The 18,191-nt window shown below is 67.5% G+C and carries 9 protein-coding genes; 3 read left to right on the top strand and 6 right to left on the bottom strand.

The features are described from left to right. Nucleotides 1–8: 8 nt before the first annotated feature. Together LCI23_RS05635 and LCI23_RS05630 are read right to left on the bottom strand one after the other, a co-directional pair. Nucleotides 9–1,754, bottom strand: coding sequence for an allantoate amidohydrolase (locus LCI23_RS05635; RefSeq protein WP_224945320.1), 1,746 nt, complete (start codon nt 1,752–1,754; stop codon nt 9–11). 77 nt (nt 1,755–1,831) lie between these two features. Next, complete coding sequence (locus LCI23_RS05630; RefSeq protein ID WP_224945185.1) at nt 1,832–2,767, bottom strand: LysR substrate-binding domain-containing protein; 936 nt, start codon at nt 2,765–2,767, stop codon at nt 1,832–1,834. A gap of 109 nt (nt 2,768–2,876) precedes the next feature. Between LCI23_RS05630 and LCI23_RS05625 the strand changes: the two genes are divergently transcribed. Further along, entirely contained in the window at nt 2,877–4,115 is a 1,239-nt protein-coding gene (locus LCI23_RS05625; RefSeq protein WP_224945182.1) for a urate hydroxylase PuuD, read from the top strand. Further along, complete coding sequence (locus LCI23_RS05620) at nt 4,112–5,377, top strand: M20/M25/M40 family metallo-hydrolase (protein WP_374041144.1); 1,266 nt, start codon at nt 4,112–4,114, stop codon at nt 5,375–5,377. The genes LCI23_RS05625 and LCI23_RS05620 overlap by 4 nt, the downstream gene beginning before the upstream one ends. On the opposite strand, the gene LCI23_RS05615 is transcribed toward LCI23_RS05620, so the two are convergent. The 4 genes from LCI23_RS05615 to LCI23_RS05600 all read right to left on the bottom strand — a co-directional run bounded on the left by LCI23_RS05615 (nt 5,374) and on the right by LCI23_RS05600 (nt 15,599). After that, the gene (locus LCI23_RS05615; RefSeq protein ID WP_224945180.1) at nt 5,374–7,659 is read right to left on the bottom strand and encodes a hypothetical protein; all 2,286 of its coding nucleotides are present in this window, start codon (nt 7,657–7,659) and stop codon (nt 5,374–5,376) included. The two genes, LCI23_RS05620 and LCI23_RS05615, sit on opposite strands and share 4 nt — an antisense overlap. 108 nt (nt 7,660–7,767) lie before the next feature. After that, nucleotides 7,768–10,125 carry a prolyl oligopeptidase family serine peptidase gene (locus tag LCI23_RS05610; RefSeq protein WP_224945178.1) on the bottom strand — a complete coding sequence of 786 codons (2,358 nt, stop codon included), beginning with the start codon at nt 10,123–10,125 and terminating at the stop codon, nt 7,768–7,770. 599 nt (nt 10,126–10,724) lie between these two features. Beyond that, nucleotides 10,725–10,958 carry a hypothetical protein gene (locus LCI23_RS05605; protein ID WP_224945176.1) on the bottom strand — a complete coding sequence of 78 codons (234 nt, stop codon included), beginning with the start codon at nt 10,956–10,958 and terminating at the stop codon, nt 10,725–10,727. Between the two features lie 9 nt (nt 10,959–10,967). Beyond that, the gene (locus LCI23_RS05600; protein ID WP_224945174.1) at nt 10,968–15,599 is read right to left on the bottom strand and encodes a DUF6861 domain-containing protein; all 4,632 of its coding nucleotides are present in this window, start codon (nt 15,597–15,599) and stop codon (nt 10,968–10,970) included. Nucleotides 15,600–15,902: 303 nt separating this feature from the next. Between LCI23_RS05600 and LCI23_RS05595 the strand changes: the two genes are divergently transcribed. Further along, entirely contained in the window at nt 15,903–18,182 is a 2,280-nt protein-coding gene (locus tag LCI23_RS05595) for an ATP-binding protein (protein WP_224945172.1), read from the top strand. Nucleotides 18,183–18,191: the final 9 nt, after the last annotated feature.

Genomic DNA, 18,191 nt, shown 5'->3' with positions numbered 1-18,191 from the left:
GTCATGCCTCAGGAAGTCCGGCGCAGGAAGTCCAGCAAGACCTCGCCCGCCACTTCGGCATCGTCCGCCGTCATGGTCTCGAGCGGATTGTGGCTGATGCCGCCGTTGCCGCAGCGGACGAACAGCATGGCGACCTCGGTGATGCGGGCCATCTCCATCGCGTCGTGGCCGGCGCCGGACAGCAGGTCGACGCGCGGCAGGCCGGCCGCTTCGATGGCCGCGCCCAGGCGATCCATCAGGCGCGGCGCGCAGGGCGCGGCATCGGCCTCCACCAGCTTCCACAATTTTTCCTCGATGCCGCGGCGCGCGCAGATGGCCGAGATACCGGCCAGGATCTCGTCCACGGCCGCCAGGCGATCCTCGTCGCTGGCGGCGCGGATGTCGAGCGACAGGCGGCACGCGCCCGGGATCACGTTGACCGAGCCTTGCGGCACCTCGAGCTGGCCCACGGTGCCGACCAGCGCGCCGCGCCCGCTGCAGCGCGCTTCGACCAGCAGCACGATCTCGGCGGCGGCGGCGGCCGCGTCGCGCCGCATGCCCATCGGCGTGGTGCCCGCGTGGCTGGCCACCCCGGTCAGTTCCACCAGGTAGCGCGAGCTGCCGGCGATCGCCGTCACCACGCCGAGCGGCAGGCCGCGCTCCAGCAGCACCGGGCCCTGTTCGATGTGGACTTCGACAAAGCCCAGCAGCGATGCCGGGTCGCGCGCAATGGACGGGATGTGCGCCGGATCGTGGCCGGCCGCGCTCAAGGCCTCGCGCATGCTGAGGCCGTCGCCGTCGCGCTGCTCGAGCAGGCGCGGATCGAAGCGCCCGGTGATGGCGCTGCTGCCCAGGAAGGTGCTGCGAAAGCGCACGCCTTCTTCTTCCGCGAAGCCGATCACCTCGAGGTGGAAGGGCAGGCGCTCGCCGCGCGCGTGCAGGTCGCGCACCAGGGCGATCGGCAGCAGGATGCCGAGCCGGCCGTCGTACTTGCCGCCGTTGCGCACGGTATCGTAGTGCGAGCCGGTGAGCAGGGTCTTCGCATCGGCTTGCGCCGCCGGGTAGCGTCCGACCACGTTGCCGGCGGCGTCGATGTGGGCCTGCATGCCGGCCTCGCGCATCCAGTCGCGCAGCTGGGCGGCGCAGCGCCGGTGCGCGTCCGTCATGTAGGCGCAGGTGAGCTGGCCCTCGGCATCGCTGATGGCGCCCAGGGCTTCGGCCCAGTCCATGACCTGGGCACCGAAGCGCAGTTCGACCTGCAGCAGCGCATTCAGGCGGATCTCGGCGATGCGGTGCACCTGGCGCAGGCATTCGCGCATCTCGTCGCCATGCGTATTGCCGAGGCGGCGGCTGAACGCGGCGATGATGGCGGCGCGGCTCAAGCCGCGCCCGGCCGGACCCTTCACGGCCAGGATGAAGGGGAAGCCGAACTTGTCGCGGTACCGCGCGTTCAGGTCCTGCAGCGTGGCGAATTCGGCGGGACTGCAGCGGTCCAGGCCGGAGGCCGCCTGCTCGCCGCTCGATTCGGCCGTGAGTTCGCCGGCAATCGCCGCCTTGCCGGCCAGCTCGGGGTGGGCGCGCAGCAGCGCCAGTTGTGCGTCCTCGCTTGCTTGCGTCACCACCGCCTGCAAGGCCTGCTTCAGGGCGGCCAGGCTGGCGAAGGGCCGCAGCGCGGCGGCGCGCGCCGCGATCCAGGGCGAGTGTTCGTAGATGCCCGCAAGGGCCTCGACGAAGGCATCGGGCGGGCAGGCGTTCAGCTGCGGCAGTGTGGTCATGGTGGACGTCGCGTGTTGGGAGTCAGTCATGATAAATGTGGCCGGCCGTTCCGCTCATATGCCTGGCCGCATAAGCGCTATTTCGCCAGGGCGCGCGCGGCCAGGCTGACCTGGTCGCGCAGCCACTTGTGTTCCGGCGACTGGTGCACGCGCTGGTGCCACAGCTGGTAGAAGCGCATCGGCGGAAACTTGACCGGTACCGTGAAGCTCTTGAGCGGCAAGGTACGTTCGTAGAAGCGGATGAACTGGCGCCCGGTGGTCAGTACCAGGTCACTCTGGGTCAGCATGTAGGGGATCACGCCGAAGTAGGGCGACTCGACCGCCACCTTGCGCCGCAGTCCCAGGCGGTCGAGGTGGGCGTCGATCACGCCGTGGTAGCCGGGCAGCATCTGCGAGGGTGCGACGTGCGGCAGCGACAGGTAGTCCTCGAGCGTCATCGCGTCGCTTGCCGTGCGCCTGGCGTAGGGGCTGTCGGCGCGCATGGTGCAGGTGATCGGGTCTTCGAACAGCTTGGACATGTGCAGGTGCGCGGGCGGCTCGTCCCAGTTGGCGATCACCAGGTCCATCTCGCCGTCGGACAGCATGCGCAGGTAGTCCAGGCCGGGGCCCAGGCTGTGGATCACCACCTTGCTGTTGGGCGAGCCGCGTCGCAGGGCCGCCACCACGCCGGGCAGGAACTGGGTGTCCAGATAGTCCGGCGCCGCGATGTGGAAGGTGCGCGCCGCTTCCTCGGGCACGAAGGGCGACTTGCGCACGAACAGGCTCTCGGCTTCGTCCAGAATGCGCTTGGCGGGTTTGAGCAGGCTCTCGCCATGCTGGGTGGGCACCATGCCGCGCGCGCCGCGCACCAGCAGCGGGTCGCCGGTCAGCTCGCGCAGTTTGCGCAGCGAGGCCGAGATCGAGGGCTGCGGCTGGTTCAGCTTGAGCGCCACGCGCGAGACGTTTTTCTCCATCAGCAGCAAGTACAGGATGCGGATCAGGTGCAGGTCGAGGTGCAGGGGCAGGCTGGCCATGGTGTGTCGGCGCGTATATGGATTCACGTATGTCGAATATACGCTAGATTTCATGTTGCAGAAATTGAAATCACGTTATCGTCAAGGGATACTCGACAAGGACGCCCCTATGGATGGTTTTGGATACCTGGGCCCGTATGCCCTGGAGTGGTTCAACATGCTGGTGCGCTGGCTGCACGTGATCACGGGCATCGCCTGGATCGGCGCGTCCTTCTATTTCGTCTGGCTCGACAACACGATCCGCCCGCCGGCCCCCGATTCCGACCTGGCGAAGAAAGGCGTGGCCGGCGAGCTGTGGGCCGTGCATGGTGGAGGCTTCTACCATCCGCAGAAATACCTGGTGGCGCCCGCCACGCTGCCGAAGGAACTCCACTGGTTCAAGTGGGAAGCCTATTCCACCTGGCTGTCCGGCTTCGCGCTGCTGGTCATCGTGTATTACCTGAATGCGCAGGCGATGATGGTGGACCGCAGCGTGGCAGACCTGACGAGCTGGCAGGCGGTGGGTATCGGCCTGGGCAGCCTGGTGCTGGGGTGGATCGTCTACGACCTGCTGTGCCGCTCGCCGCTGGGCCGGCACGACCTGGCTTTCGGCGTGACCGTGTTCGCCTTCCTGGTCGCCAGCAGTTACGTGCTCACGCACCTGCTCGGCGGCCGCGCCGCCTACCTGCACGTGGGCGCGATGATCGGCACCATGATGGTGGCCAACGTCGCGATGCTGATCATTCCGGGCCAGCGCAAGATGGTCAATGCCATGCTGGCCGGAGAGAAGCCCGATCCGGTCCATGGCATCAAGGCCAAGCAGCGCAGCGTCCACAATAACTACTTCACGCTGCCGGTGCTGTTCATCATGATCAGCAACCACTTCGCGATGACCTACCGCCACGAGCACGCCTGGGCGGTGCTGGCCGTGATCATGGCGGCGGGCGTGTTGATCCGCCACTTCTTCAACCTGCGCCACAAGGGGCGGGTCGAATGGAAGTATCCGGCGGCCGGCGTGGCGCTGCTGCTGGCGCTGGCCGTGGCGATCGCGCCCAAGGCGCCGGCGGTGGGGGCACAACAGGCCAATGCCGCCCAGGATGCGGCGCAATTCGCCCAGGTGCGCGCCATCGTCGGGCAGCGCTGCGTGTCCTGCCACGCGCAGCAGCCGACCCAGGCCGGCTTCGCCACCGCGCCCGCCGGCGTGATGCTGCATACCTCGGAACTCGTCAGCCAGAACGCGCAGCGCATCTACCAGCAGACGGTGCAACTGAAGGCCATGCCGCTGGCGAACCTCACCCACATGACCGAGGCCGAGCGGGCCCAGGTCGGCGCCTGGTTCGAAGCCGGCGCACGCACAGGACAACCATGATGGATACCCAAGCACAAGGACACGACAAGGCCCGGGAGCGCCTGGGCGCCTGGATCGATGCCCATTTCGACGAGGAGGTCGGCTTCCTGCAGGAAGTGATCCGCATCCCGACCGACACCCCGCCGGGAGACAACGCGCCGCATGCCGAGGCGGTGGCGCGGATGCTGGCGCAGCTTGGCTGGGAAGCCGAACGGCACGCGGTGCCGGAACAGGCGGTGCGCGACTACGGCATGCAAAGCATCACCAACCTGATCGTGCGCCGGCCCTACGGCGCCGGCGGCCCGACCCTGGCGCTGAACGCGCACGGCGATGTGGTGCCGCCGGGCGAAGGCTGGACCAGGCCGCCCTACGGCGCCGAGATCGAGGACGGCGTCATCTACGGCCGCGCGGCGGCCGTCTCGAAAAGCGATTTCGCGACCTATGTGTTCGCGGTGCGCGCGCTGGAGGCGCTCGGCCTGCCACTGAAGGGCGCGATCGAGCTGCACTTCACCTACGACGAGGAATTCGGCGGCCTGCTGGGCCCTGGCTGGCTGCTGGAGCAGGGCTTGACCCGGCCCGACTACGTGATCGCGGCGGGCTTCGCCTACAACATCGTTACCGCCCACAATGCCTGCCTGCAGCTGGAGATCACGGTGCACGGCAAGGCCGGCCACGGCGCGATGCCGGAGACGGCGGTCGATGCGCTGCAGGCCGCGACCCGTATCCTGAACGCCATCTATGGCCAGCTGCCCGCGCTCAAGCAGATCAAGTCGCAGGTCCCCGGCATCGACTCGCCCACCATGCTGGTCGGCCGCATCGATGGCGGCACCAATACCAATGTGGTGCCGGGCAAGGTGGTCATGAAGATGGACCGCCGCATGATTCCCGAGGAAGACCCGGCGACGGTGGAACGCCAGGTGCGCGCCCTCATCGAGGACGCCGTGGCCGGCATGCCCGGCATCCGGCTCGAGATCCGGCGCCTGCTGCTGTCGCACGCCCTGCGTCCGCTGCCGGGATCGGAGCGGCTGGTGGCGAGCCTGCAGCGCCACGGCCGCGCGGTGTTCGGCGAGGAGATCACGGCCCAGGGCACGCCGCTGTACGCCGATGCGCGCCTGTACGGCGAGCGCGGCATCCCGGCGGTGATGTACGGCGCCGGGCCGCGCACGGTGCCCGAATCAAACGCCAAGAAGGCCGACGAGCGCCTGGTGCTGGAGGACCTGCGCAAGGCTACCCTGGTGGTGGCGCTGGCGCTGCTCGACTTCCTGGCGCCGCAGCCGGATTAGCGCGGCACGATCGCGAACTGCGGCGAACCGCTGTAGTCCGGCTGGACCGGGCGCGCCATGAAGCGCTCCCAGGCCTCGCGCCCGGCCTTGCCGGCGGCGCCGGCGGCATAGGCCAGGGCCGGCTGCAGGTTGGACGGGAAACCGGCGGGGGACTTGGAGTAGCCCGGCATCTCGCCCGGCGCGAGCTTCAGGGCGGCCGCCATTTCCGGGCTGGCGCAGGCGGTGCCGAGGACCTCGGGCTTGCTGCTGGCCCGGTACACCTGCTCGATGCTGGTATAGAACGCACTGGCGGGCGTGTCGCGCACCTTCAGCGAATACTGCGAGGCCGCGATCCAGCAGGTGCCGCTGCCGGTCATGCGCTGGACCGGGAAATTCGCCTTCCAGGCCAGCAGCGGCCGCGCCTTGTCGAAGCCGAGTTCCACCACATGGCCCACCGCCGAGGTGAAGAAGTCGTCCTGCCAGGGTGCCAGGCCGGTCTTGCCCTGGTAGACGATGGCATAGTTTTCCTCGACGAAGCCGAGCCGGTTGGCCTGGGCATTGGTGACGTAGCGCGTGTGGTACCAATCCAGGTTGCTGTCCAGGATGCGCAGGAAATGGGACTTGAGCGGATGCGCGTCGGGCGTGATGTAGGCCGCGTGCGCGAGCGTGCGCAGGGCCCAGGCCTGGCCGCGCACCTGGTAGGGCTTGAGCAGCCCCTTGGCGCCCTGGCGGTAGTGCGGGTTGGACGAGAAGGCATTGAACATCGCCCAGAACTGCAACTCCTCGAGATAGTAGTAATCGCCCGTGACCAGGTAGGGCACGTAGGCCAGCGAGGGCTGGTGCGCCACGTCATGGCGGTGCGGCGAGGCGCAGGCCTCGCGCGGCACGCAGGGCGGGAAGCCTTCGTTCTTGCCCGTGGCCGGGTTGCGCGCATGCTCGCGCTGCCCGAGGGTGGTCATGTAGGGATAGTCCAGCAGGCTGATCGGAAGCCCGGTGCGCTTGTCGCGGTAGTGCGCCGAGAAGCTGCCGGCTAGGTCGGCGGTGCCGAGCATGGCGCGCCGGGCACGTGGATCGGTGCTGACGACGTAGCTGGCCGTCCATCCCGGCAGCAGGCCGATGTCGGAGCGGCCGCCGGTGGTCGCCATCCGGTTCTCGGCCAGACCGGTGCTCATCGGTTCCGTCACCGGCCCCTGCCAGCGGTCGGCCAGCCGGGAGAGGGCTTTTTCCGAGACCTGCAGCGCCGGATCGTAGTTCGGCACGGCGCGGCTGGCAATCAGGGCGGCGCCGTCGTGGCGCACCTCGACGCCGGGATCGCCGCCGGCCCAGAACAGCTTGCGCCAGCGCGCCTTGCGGTAATGGGGCAGTGCTGCGTGGCGCCACACGGTTTCCTTGCCGATCACGATCTCGGCATCGTAGGTGAAGGTACGCGGATCCGGCTCGTAGGCCCAGCTGTTCTCGACCGTCACGTCGATGCGCGTGCGTTTGGCGCCGGGATAGCTGCGCAGGGCGAAGCGGGCCGTCAGGTGCGGATGGACCTGGCCTGCCGGACCGCGCAGCGGCACGACCAGCTGCGACTCGCTGGCCACCGGCCCCGCCAGCCAGCGGCCGCCCGGCGCCGCCCTGGCGCCGTCGGTCGAAGCGGTATAGCGCTTGCCGTCGATGAGGGCGATGACGCTGACTTCCGGTACATCCAGCTCCGCGCCGGCGGAGGATGGCGCTGCGCGCTCGGCCGGCCATAGTCCGATCCTGAGGGGCGCGCGGGCGGCGGGGCGCGGCAGCAGCGCCGAGATCACCGCATGGCGCAGCGAACCGTCCGGATGGCGGGCCTTGGCGTCGACCTGCAGCGCCACCGGCTTGCCGTCCGCGGTCTTGCCCGCCACGCCCTGTCCGCGTGGCACGGCGCCCGGTGCGAAGACCTGGCCAAAGGTGACCGGGACCGGTTCGCCGGCCTGGGCGCCGCCGGTGTTGTCGATCGCCACCGTGGCCAGGCTGCCTTCGATCCGCTTGAAGGCGCCGGGCAGCGCGAGTGGCGCCGGTGCGGAAGGTGCGTCCGGGTTGGCGGCGGGCCGCTTGCGCGCCTGCTTCCTGTCTTCGGGTTTCTCCTGCTCCCCTTTGTCCTGTTTTTCCTGTCCTGTCCCGATGAAGGCCCCGCTATCGTCCCTGGCCTCCTTGCCGTAGCGCGATTCAACCACCTTGCGCGGATCGAGGCCGCGGCCGGCGGGCAGGCTGGAAGCAGGCTGGGCCTGGACCAGGGAGGGCGCGGCAAGGGCCAGCAGGACAAGCAGGGCGGACGAGCGGAACATCGGACACTCCGGAAACGAGGAAAGCGGCACATGGTAACGCGCATGGCGCCCGGGCGCCGCCGCGTTCGCCTGCGAAAAAGGCGCCCGGAGGCGCCTTCTGTCTGGAGCTTACTGCTTGAGCGTGCGCTCGAACAGCTGGTAGATGCGGCGGTACTGGTCGTACCAGGCTTCCGGCTGCACGTAGGCGTGGCGTTCCAGCGGGTAGCTGGCCAGCTCCCAGTTGTCCTTCTTCAGCTCGATCAGGCGCTGCGCCATGCGCACCGAGTCCTGGTAGAACACGTTATCGTCGATCATGCCATGCGCGATCAGGAGGTGGCCCTGCAGCTTGTCGGCGTACTCGATCGGCGACGAGATCCGGTAGGCTTCAGGGTCGATGTCCGGCGTGTTGAGGATGTTGGCGGTGTAGCCGTGGTTGTAGGTGACCCAGTCGGTGACCGGACGCAGCGCGGCGCCGGCCTTGAAGGTCTCCGGTGCGCGCATCAGGGCCATGAAGGTCATGAAGCCGCCATAGCTGCCACCGTACACGCCGACGTTCTTCGCGTCGCCCTGGTGCTGGGCCACCATGTAGTTCACGCCGTCGATATAGTCGACCAGTTCCGGGTGGCCCATCTGGCGGTAGATCGCGGTGCGCCACTTGCTGCCGTAGCCTTTCGACGCGCGGTAGTCCATGTCGAGCACGATGTAGCCCTTCTGGACCAGCAGGTTGTGGAACATCTGCTCGCGGAAGTAGTTCGGGTAGCGGCGGCTGACGTTCTGCAGGTAGCCGGCGCCGTGCACGAACATCACCACCGGGTACTTCTTGCCCGGCTCGAGCTGGGCCGGGCGGTACAGCTTGGCCCAGACCGGGTCGCCGCCGGCGCTGGACGGCACCGCCACGTACTGCGGCTCGATCCAGCTACGTGCCTTGTAGGCCTCGCTGCGGGTATCGGTCAGCTTGACGGCGGCGCCGCCGCTGGCCGGGACGGTGGCCAGCTGCACCGGCGTATAACTGCCCGACCAGTGCACCAGCAGCTTCTTCCCGTCCGGGGACAGGCGGAAGCGCTCGACGCCGTCGAGGCTCGTCACCTCGCGCACCGCGCCATCCTTCGCGTTCACGGCGCAGACTTCGTAGTCGCCAGGCGTGGCGCGGTTGCACATCACCCAGGCCACGCTGCCGTCATGCGACCAGCTCACGTCCGAGGCTTCCCACTTGCCCGAGGTAAGGGCGCGCGCCGGTCCGCCCGTCGCGGGCTGGGTGTACAGGTGCGAGTAGCCGCTTTCCTCGGACAGGTACCACAGGCTGCGGTTGTCCGGCAGCCAGCCGAATTCGCTGTTGTCGAAATTGACCCAGGCCGCATCGCTCAGGCGGTGCAGCGGCTTGAGGCTGGCGCCGGCCGTGTCGACGGTGGCGATCCAGCGGTCCTTGTTGTCCACCGCGCGCAGCATGACGGCCACGTTGGCGCCGTTCGCGCTCCAGGCGATGCCGCCGAACACGCGCAGCGCGCGGTTGCCCTTGAGCGGCTCTTTCTTTGCCGCAGCGCGCAGCGCGGCCAGCGGGTCTTCCTTGATGCCGGGCAGGACGTCGAAGGACAGGTCTTGCACCTTGCTGGTGCGCAGGTCGACCAGCTTGAGCGTGTGCGGCGCCGGCATGTTGCGGCCGACGCGGGTACGCTGGTCGTCGAATTCCTCGTAGCCCGATTCGGTCACGTAGCGCGGCATCTTGCCGACGCGGCCCTTGTCGGCACCCTTCGGCGCGGTGACCACGAGCAGCCAGCGGCCGTCGGGGGACAGCGCGCTGTCCTCGACCTCGACCTTGTCGCCCAGATAGATTGGCGCCGGGGGCAGGGTCGGGTCGACGCGGCGCTGTTCGTTCAGGCGCTCGCGCAGCGTGTCGCGCTCGTCCTTCTGGCGCTTGAGGGTGGCGATCAGGCGCAGCTGCTGCTGGCGCAGCGGATCGTCCTCGGCGGCTGCCGGGTCCTTGGCGGCGCGCAGCAGCGCGGCCGGGCCCACCACCCGGGTGGCGCGGTCCCACAGGTACCAGTCGCTGCCGATGCGGTAGTGCACGCCGCGTTCGTCACTGGTGTATTGCGGCGCTTCCAGGCGGGTAGCGCCGCGTGTGATCTGTATCAGGGCCCCGCTCTTCAGGTCGCGTTCGAACAGGTCGCCGTTGCGCAGCATGAGCGCGCGCGTGCGGCCTGGGTTATAGACCACATCGGCGCCGTCGATCTTCGCGGCCTCGGCATCGCTCACCAGCCTTGCCTTGCCGCCCTGCGCCACCAGCCAGGTGTCGCGCACCGGCGAGCCGTCGCGCTTCTGCTTGTAGTACACGCCCTTGCCGTCCCAGCTCCACCAGGCGGTGTCGACCGGCGTGCCGATCCAGTCGGGATGGGACATGGCCTGGTCGAGGGTGATCGGAGTGGAGGCTGCCGCCGGCAGCGCAAGGAATGCCAGTTGTGCCGCGAAGATCGTAAGTGCTGGTATGCGCATCGTGTTCTCAGTGCCGAGTGAAAGGAAATAGCTTTCTTGCCAGAAAATGCGAATGCATTCTAGCTCAGCATGGACGGCGACGGGCATGTACCGGAGGGACTGGTAAAAACAAAGCGCCGGCGTACGACATGTCGTACAGCCGGCGCAGGAACGTCAATACTGCTGTTGCGTCGCAGCGTATCAGGTCGGCTCGGGCGGACGGCGCGCGGGGCGCAGGGACAGGGCCAGGCGGACGACCAGGGCCGCCAGTGCGCACAGGCTCAGGACAAAATCGAGTGCCGGCATGCTCAACCCCGTACCGCTGGCGCCCAGCCGCCGTGCGCGGCATACAGTTCGATCGAAAAGCCGCGCACTGCGGCGGCGGCACTGGCAAACAAGCGGCGGGCTAGGCTCATAGTGGAATCTCCGTGGAAACTGCGATGTTGCAGTGCAGTATAGGGAGCTCTGTGCCATAAATAAACTTTAGATTGGTGATTCCAGCGATGTGGGTGATGAATAATTGTTGAAGATGCCGTACAAACGATATTTACAGTATGAATGTCTCTTTGTCGCTATCGTGAATATCAGCACAATCGAACAAGGATTTTCTGGCGCATGCTTCAATCGAGGTTGGCAACGTGCGGATCAATGCCCGCCTTGATCAGCCGCTTTTCCAGCGCAAGCAGCATCTGGTTCGTCGCTTCCTTGCCCTGGATTGCCAGCGCTACCTCGGCCTCGGAAAGTTCGTCCTCGCGCATGGTGACCTGATGCGCGCCTGCATCGTAGCGAACAAAGTAGCGGTCGCCCCGTTTCCAGATCGTGAGATCCGCGAGTTCATACAGTTTTTGGTCCATCTTTTCTCCTTATGGGAAAACCGGCTTCGTCGTGTAGGCACCGGGCGGGACAGGGTCGATCACTGCCTCCGGCAAACCTCCCGGATAAGTAAAACCGCCAGGCCGCCAGAAACCGTTGGCGCCGAATTCATTGCCCGTTGGAATACGATAGCCAATGGGGTTCGGGATTTCAACCAATACCGGGTTGGCACCGAGATAACCCTTGTCCAGTCCCAGCAATTCCTCCAGCTTCGAGACGTCGTTGCCGGCGCGTGCGATCGCGTCACGTGTGGTTGACTGCGGGAAGACCCAGGTTTCGGTGCGCCCGATGGTTCCGGTGGGCGCGGAGGGCTGGATCCGGGCGGCGCCGCCGCGGAATATCTCCGCGTGGGCGTCACGGTAGGCTTGCGAGAGATAGCTGTCCGGGTTGGGACGCAATCCTTTCTCGGTGTTCAGGACTGCTTCGCTCGTTGCCTTGTCAAGCGTCGATGCATTGATGGTCGCTGCCGTGCAGGCGCATGCGCTCAGCCCGAGCGGATCGGCCCAGGCGACGGGATTCGGGGCGTACTGGTATGCATTGTTCCCGCCCGCCAGGCCGATGGGATCGGGCGACACGAAGCGTCCGCAATCGGGATCGTAGTAGCGGAACCGGTTGTAGTGCAGCCCGGTCTCGACATCATGGTACTGGCCCTGGAACCGGAGCGGCTGGAGCGAGGCGAGCGCCGCTTCCGATGACAGGTGGGCGGCGACGGCATGCGCCTCGTCCTGGTGCTGAGGTGCCTCGATTTTCAGGACATTGCCCCAGGCCTTGTAACTGGCAGCCCAAATCAGCCGGCCATCCCGGTCGCTGACTTCGCGTGGCGTGCCCGTCAGGTCGGTATGGAGGTAATGCACCTGCGCCGGTAGCGGAGCCGCTGGCTGCCCGGACCCGGATCCGGCCCCGTCGATCCGGGCCACCGGAACGAAGGAACCGGGCTCGTACACGTAGGTCCGATGGTCGCTGCCGCGCGCTTCCGACAGCAGGCGGTCGCCGTCCCAGAGGAAGTGCGTCTCGCCGAAGCGGTCGCGCTTGCAGATGCGGCGACCGAAGGCGTCGTACACGTAGTGCACCGTCTGGACCAATGGCTGGTCCTGGCCGGCATGGCGCGCCACCGTCGCCTTGACCATCTGGTGCGCGGCATTCCATTCGAACTGCATGCGCGTATGGCGCCCGATGCGCTTTTCCTGGAGATTGCCGTGCGCGTCGTAGCCGTAGCGCTTGTCTTCGAACACGCGTACCCGGTTACCCTCGACCCGCCCGCAGGACGCGGCGGCAGGGTCGAGCAGGTTGTGGGCCGGGTCGAAGGCGAAGCGCTCGCGCATGTCCGGCCGTAGCGCGGCGAGGACGCGGCCGATGGCATCGTAGTGGTACTCGGTGCGCCCCTGACGGAGATCGTCGATGGCGCCGAGATTGCCCGCTTCGTCGTAGGCGTAGCTGCGTGCGACGACGGCGGTGTGCCCGTCATCGGCCACCTGTGACAGGAGCCGCCCGGCCTGGTCGTAGTCGAAGCGGCTGGTGAGCGCGCCCTGGCTGCGGCTGGTGGGGCGGTGCGCGCTGTCGCGTTCCACATCGGTGATGACCGCGCCGTCCAGGTTGATCTGGTGCAGGTGTCCGGAACCGTAGAACAGGCTGTTCAGTACTCGTCCGTCCGGGAGGACGGTCTGGATGCGGTTGCCCAGCTCGTCGTAGCTGTGCCGTAATACGCTGGTACGCTTGCCGGCGCGGGTCGTATCGCTGACCAGCCGCCCCAGCAGGTCGTACCCGAGCTCGATCTCGGCATCGGCATTGACCGCACGCGTCATGCGTCCGAGCGGGTCGTACGCGTAGCGCTGGCGCAGTTGTTCCGCCTGCGCCGGGCCGGTGACGCGGGAACTGATCTTCTCGACCAGCTGGCCCGCCTCATCGCGCAGGTAGTGCGTAAGGATCTGGCTTGCCTTGTCCTGGGCGCCGCTACCGCATTCTTCCCTGGCCACCACCAGGCCCGCCTGGTCGTAGCGATAGCGGGTCAGGCGGCCGTCGAAGCCGGTTTCCTCGACAAGACGGTCCAGTGCGTCGTAGACGAAGCGGCTGATATCGCCGTTCTCGTTGATCAGCTCGGCCAGGCGGCGCCCCGCATCGTAGCGGTAAGCGAGTACCCCGCCGCGCGCATCGCGACGCTGCAAGGGCTTGCCATCGGTGTCGAGCACGTAGCTGCTGCGGTTCCCGGCGATGTCGGTCCGCCCGATCAGCCGTCCGAGCCCGTCATAGTCGTAGCGCTCGGTCTTGCCGTCCGGATGCACCGTCGCGAGGAGGCGGCCAAGCCCGTCATACGTGTAGGCGGTGGACGCCCCGGCCGCATCCACGATGCGCACCAGCTTACCGCCTTCGTAATGGAAATGCGTGGTGTTGCCAGAGCAGTCGGTATACCTGGTCAGCTGCCCGCCGCTGTCATAGGCAAGGCGTTTGACGGCGCCCGCGGCATCGGTGACCTCGATCGGCAAGCCCTGCGCATTGTAGGTGTAGGACGTGCGCTGTCCCAGCGCGTCGGTGATGCCGGTCAGGTTGCCGCGCTCGTCGTAGCGCAAGGCCGTGGTGGCGCCGAGCGCGTCGGTGATCAGCGCCGGCTTGTCGAAGCGCGCGTGATAGACGATGCCCGTGCCATGGCCGCCACGTTCGACCCGGACGACCCGGCTCCGGTCGTCGTACCGGTAGCTGGTGCTGCGCCCGGCCGGGTCGGTGATGGAGAGCAGGTTGCCATGCTCGTCCAGGCGTCGCCTGGTGGTGCCGCCGGCGGCGTCGACCATGCCGGTATAGCGCTGCCGCCGGTCGAACCGGTAGCGTTGCACGCGTCCGAGATGGTCGGTGACCACGGTCTCGCGGGCGAGGTACTGGAAGCTCCACGACAGCCCGTTGCTGGTCCAGTTGCGCAGCACCTTGCCTGCCGGAGTGTACTGGTCGTATTCATAGCGCGAGACGAGCCCGCCCGGCTGCGCATGCTCCACCATCAGGTGATCGCGGTAGGCGAATTCCCGCGTTACCTGGCCGAGACAATTGCGCACCCGGACCAGGTCCCCGGCATCATCGTAGTCATACTGCACCAGCAGGTCGGCTTGATGCGCCGGCAAGTGCTGATGCTCACCTGTTTCACGCAGCATGCCGACACTTGACAGGCGTGGCTGGCCGCGGCAGGTGCCGAATGCGAGGGTGAAGGTGCGGCCGGCGCTATCGTGTATCCGCTCCGGCAGTTGCCGATGGTTGTAGAGGATGCGGATGGCGTTGCCATTGGCGTCGACGATGCCAACCAGGTGCGCGATTCGGCCCGCAGGGCCAAGCAGGGCGAACTGCCGGCGCTGCAGGTTCTGGTCGACGAGTTCGAAGCGGGAGGCAGCGGTGCGCACCAGGCTGATCTTTTCGGAAGGCGAGAAGATCGTCTGGCCTATTCCAGGTAGCGAAAACGTCACCTCGCGTTCGAAGGCGTCGAGAATGACGATCTCGTTGCCGCTGAGCGCCAGCGCATCCGAGATCGGGATCGACCAGCCCTGTCCAAGCCAGCCAGAGCGCGATTGGGCTGAGCTGTAGCGTCGTTGCCAGACCAGGGGCAGGGGCGCTGCCAGGGAAAAGTCGAGCTCGCCGGGGCCCGAAAGAATCTTGCTGCCAGTGAGCGGATCGACCGGGTGGCCGACCGTCAGGCAAGTCGGGCAGGAGGTTTTTCCGACGCCGTTCTTCTGCGCTGCGGGCGCAGGCGGTTTTTCCCTGGGCGACGGTGGCGGGGCCGTTTTCCTCGGCGCTGCCGCCCTGGCGGCCGGACCGGCGCCGCCGTCGGCTGCCGCGATCGCAGGACGCAGCGCGGCATGCGTCAGCAGTTTCTGTTCGTTGGCTGCGATCCATGCGCCGAAGCGCGGTCCCAATTTGCTGCTGTTCAGTTGCTTGATCAGCTCGGAGCGCGCCAGCTGTCCGCGCGACAGGGCCACCACGATCGCGGCAAGCACCGCTTTCAGCAAGAGCAGCTTGCATTGGGCGAAGGATTCGCTTGCCGCATGGATCCGGGCCTGGTAGGCGCCATGGGCGCTGGAGGGAAGCTGCCCGGCGCTCCAGGCGCTGGCAAAGCCTGTCGCTGCCAACTGCATGATCCTGGGAACGCTACCCGCGATATAGACGGCCAGGCTGCCCAGGCCCATCACCGCGAGGATGTCGCCGGCGATCTTCATCCCGAGCGAGGCGCCGGCAACTGCCCCGGGCGCAGCGCCGACGCCGCCGAAGAAGAAGCCTCCGGCCGCCCCGACCGCTCCGCCAATGACCGCGCCGCCACCCAGGTAGAGCACGACTTCCTTCGCCGCCTCCGCCACGACATACCAGATGTGGGAAAAATCGAGACCGCTCAGTTCGGTCTTGAGCAATTGGCGAAAACGGTTTTCGGCGCCTTCGAGCGCCTGTGAGACCGCCACGGTGCAGCGCACCGCCTCGATTCCCATGGCGGCGTCGGCGAGCGGTGCAAGCTGCTCTTCCACCTGATGGGAAAACCGGCGTACCCGTTGCGCGATATCGAGCCGCGCCTGCGCGCCAGCCCTGGCATAGGCATCGCCGATTTGACGCAGTGTGAGCGACAGATGGTGGGCACTGTTGAATGATTCAGGTGTCGGCATCGGTGTTGTTCGGGAGGAGGGTGCGTGGAGAGACTGGGGGCTGTCGCGAAAATCGATTTGATCGCAATCCCAACCGGTATGCCTTGACATGGGTCGCATCCCGCTCCGGGCAGCGCTGGTAATGAACGCAGCTCCGGCTGGACCGCTGGCATGGACCGCAGTGGTACGCGTCACGCCGCAGAGCAGTTCCCATTGATGTTGCTCAGAATCCTCAATTTCCCGGCAAACGGCATGGGACTACACAGACCAGCAGCATGACTGTGTTACGCTGGCGCAACTGCTCCAGTTCGCTTTCTGATCCCCATGCATGCATCCCCAAAGGCCCAGCCCCGCCGGCGTGGGCTCGGCGCCTGGCTGGCGCTGGCTTTTTCCCTGCTGACCGTCATCCTGACCCTGCTGCTGGTCGAGGTTGTGGAGCGTGCATCGAACGCCCAGGCCCAGGACAGCATCGGCCACAGCCTCGGCGAACTGGCGTATCAAACCGCCGGCAAGCTCGACCTCGGCATGGCCGAGCGCTACCGCGAAGTCAGCCTCATGGTGCGCCGGCGGACCCTGCGCGATGCGGGCGCATCCGCTGCCGAGCGGCGCCAGGTGCTGACCGACATCCAGCAAACCTATGGGTATTACGACTGGATCGGCCTGACCGCCCTGGATGGCCGGGTGATCGTCGAGGCGCGCGGCCTGCTGGAAGGGGTCGACGTGTCGGCGCGCCCCTGGTTCAAAAATGCCCTGGCCGGTATCCACGTGGGCGACGTGCACGAGGCGGTCAAGCTGGCCAAGCTGCTGCCCGGCGAGAACGGCGAGCCGCGCCGCTTCGTCGACGTCGCGTTTCCGTTCAGCGGCCTCGACGGCAACACCGCCGGCGTGCTGGGCGTGCACCTGTCGTGGCAATGGGCGCGCGACGTCGAGCGCTCGATCATCGCGCCGGTCCAGGAACGCGGCCGGGTGCAGGCGCTCATCGTGAGCCGCGACGGCGTGGTCCTGCTCGGCCCCCCGGAGCTGCAGGGCCAGAAAATTGCCACCTCCAGCCTGCGCCTGGCCCAGCAGAAGCGTAGCGGTTTCCTGGTCGAGCGCTGGCCGGACGGCCAGTCCTACCTCGTGGGGCATGCCGCGACTGTCGGACGGGGTGCTTACCCGGGCCTGGGCTGGTCGGTCCTGGTGCGCCAGGATGTCACCGACGCCTACGCGCCGGTCAAGCGGCTGCGCGAGCGGGCGCTCTGGAGCGGCGCTGCCCTGGCGGTGCTGTTCTCGCTCGCTGGCCTGCTGGTGGCGCGGCGCATCACGCGGCCGCTGGGTGCGCTGGCCGAGTCGGCCGAGCGCCTCGGGCGCGGCGAGGCCGCGGAACTGGTGCCTAATGCCAAGGATTACTACGAAGTGGAGGCGCTGTCCGGCAGCATCAACAGGCTGGTGACGAACCTGGTCCAGCAGCGCGCGGCTTTGCGCGACCTGAACGCCACGCTCGAGCGGCGCGTCGAACAGCGCACCGCCGAACTGGAGGGCGCGCTGGCCGCGGTGCGCGCCAACGAACAACGCATCAACGCCATTGTCGAAACGGCCCAGGACGCCTATATCGCGGTCGACCAGCGCGGCATCGTCCTCGACTGGAACCATGCGGCCGAGTGCATGTTCGGCTGGTCCCGTGGCGAAGCGGTCGGCTGGCCGCTGGCCGAACTGGTGCTGCCTGAACGCTACCGCGCCAGCTTCGACAAGGCCCTGCACGGCTTCCGCCAGGGAGCCCGCACGTCCATGCTCCAGGGCAGGATCGAGCGTACCGTGATCGACCGCGGCGGCCGCGAGTTCGTGATCGAGATGACCGCCGGCCTGGCCGGCGAAGGTGCGGACGCCTTCTTCAGCGTCTTCCTGCACGACATCTCCGAACGCAAGAAGGTCGAACAGATGAAGAACGAGTTCGTGGCCACGGTGTCGCACGAATTGCGCACCCCCCTGACCGCGATCCGGGCTTCGCTGTCGATGCTGTCCGACGGCATGGCTGGCGACTTGCCCCCGGACGCGGCGCACCTGACCGCGATCGCCAGCCAGAGCAGCGAACGCCTGGTGCGCATGGTGAACGACCTGCTCGACATCCAGAAAATGGAAGCCGGGCACATGGCCTTCGCCCGCACGCCGCAGGCGCTGCTGCCGGTCGCCGAGCGTGCGCTGGCGGCGATGCAGGCCCAGGCGGCTGGCAGCGGGGTAGTGTTGCGGCACGACTGGCAGGCCAGGGCCGGGGACTGCGTGGCCGGCATCGACCCGGACCGCATGGAGCAGGTGCTGACCAACCTGCTGTCGAATGCGATCAAGTTCACGCCTGCCGGCAAGGCCGTCACCGTCGGCCTGGCCCAGGTGCCGGGCAAGGTGCGGCTGACCGTGACCGACGAGGGACCGGGGATCGACCCGGCCTTCCAGGCCCGGGTATTCGAGCGCTTCGCGCAGGCCGACGGCGCCGACACCCGCACCCGCGGCGGCACCGGCCTCGGGCTGGCCATCAGCAAGGCAATCGTCGAGCAGCACGGCGGTACCATCTCCTTCGAGACCGCACCCGGCCGGGGCACCTGCTTCACCGTGGAGTTGCCAGCCGTCTGAGCCCGCAAG

It is taken from the genome of Massilia sp. MS-15 (genome assembly GCF_020176695.1).
In the GTDB taxonomy this organism is placed as follows: domain Bacteria; phylum Pseudomonadota; class Gammaproteobacteria; order Burkholderiales; family Burkholderiaceae_D; genus Telluria; species Telluria hydrophila.
This window is presented reverse-complemented; position numbering and strand designations above follow the sequence as displayed.

Bases quoted from the DNA above. Each gene is read 5' to 3' on its own strand.
- LCI23_RS05635 (WP_224945320.1), bottom strand. From the start codon at position 1,754: ATGACCACACTGCCGCAGCTGAACGCCTGCCCGCCCGATGCCTTCGTC.
- LCI23_RS05620 (WP_374041144.1), top strand. From the start codon at position 4,112: ATGATGGATACCCAAGCACAAGGACACGACAAGGCCCGGGAGCGCCTG.
- LCI23_RS05625 (WP_224945182.1), top strand. From the start codon at position 2,877: ATGGATGGTTTTGGATACCTGGGCCCGTATGCCCTGGAGTGGTTCAAC.
- LCI23_RS05615 (WP_224945180.1), bottom strand. From the start codon at position 7,659: ATGTTCCGCTCGTCCGCCCTGCTTGTCCTGCTGGCCCTTGCCGCGCCC.
- LCI23_RS05610 (WP_224945178.1), bottom strand. From the start codon at position 10,125: ATGCGCATACCAGCACTTACGATCTTCGCGGCACAACTGGCATTCCTT.
- LCI23_RS05595 (WP_224945172.1), top strand. From the start codon at position 15,903: ATGCATGCATCCCCAAAGGCCCAGCCCCGCCGGCGTGGGCTCGGCGCC.
- LCI23_RS05605 (WP_224945176.1), bottom strand. From the start codon at position 10,958: ATGGACCAAAAACTGTATGAACTCGCGGATCTCACGATCTGGAAACGG.
- LCI23_RS05600 (WP_224945174.1), bottom strand. From the start codon at position 15,599: ATGCCGACACCTGAATCATTCAACAGTGCCCACCATCTGTCGCTCACA.
- LCI23_RS05630 (WP_224945185.1), bottom strand. From the start codon at position 2,767: ATGGCCAGCCTGCCCCTGCACCTCGACCTGCACCTGATCCGCATCCTG.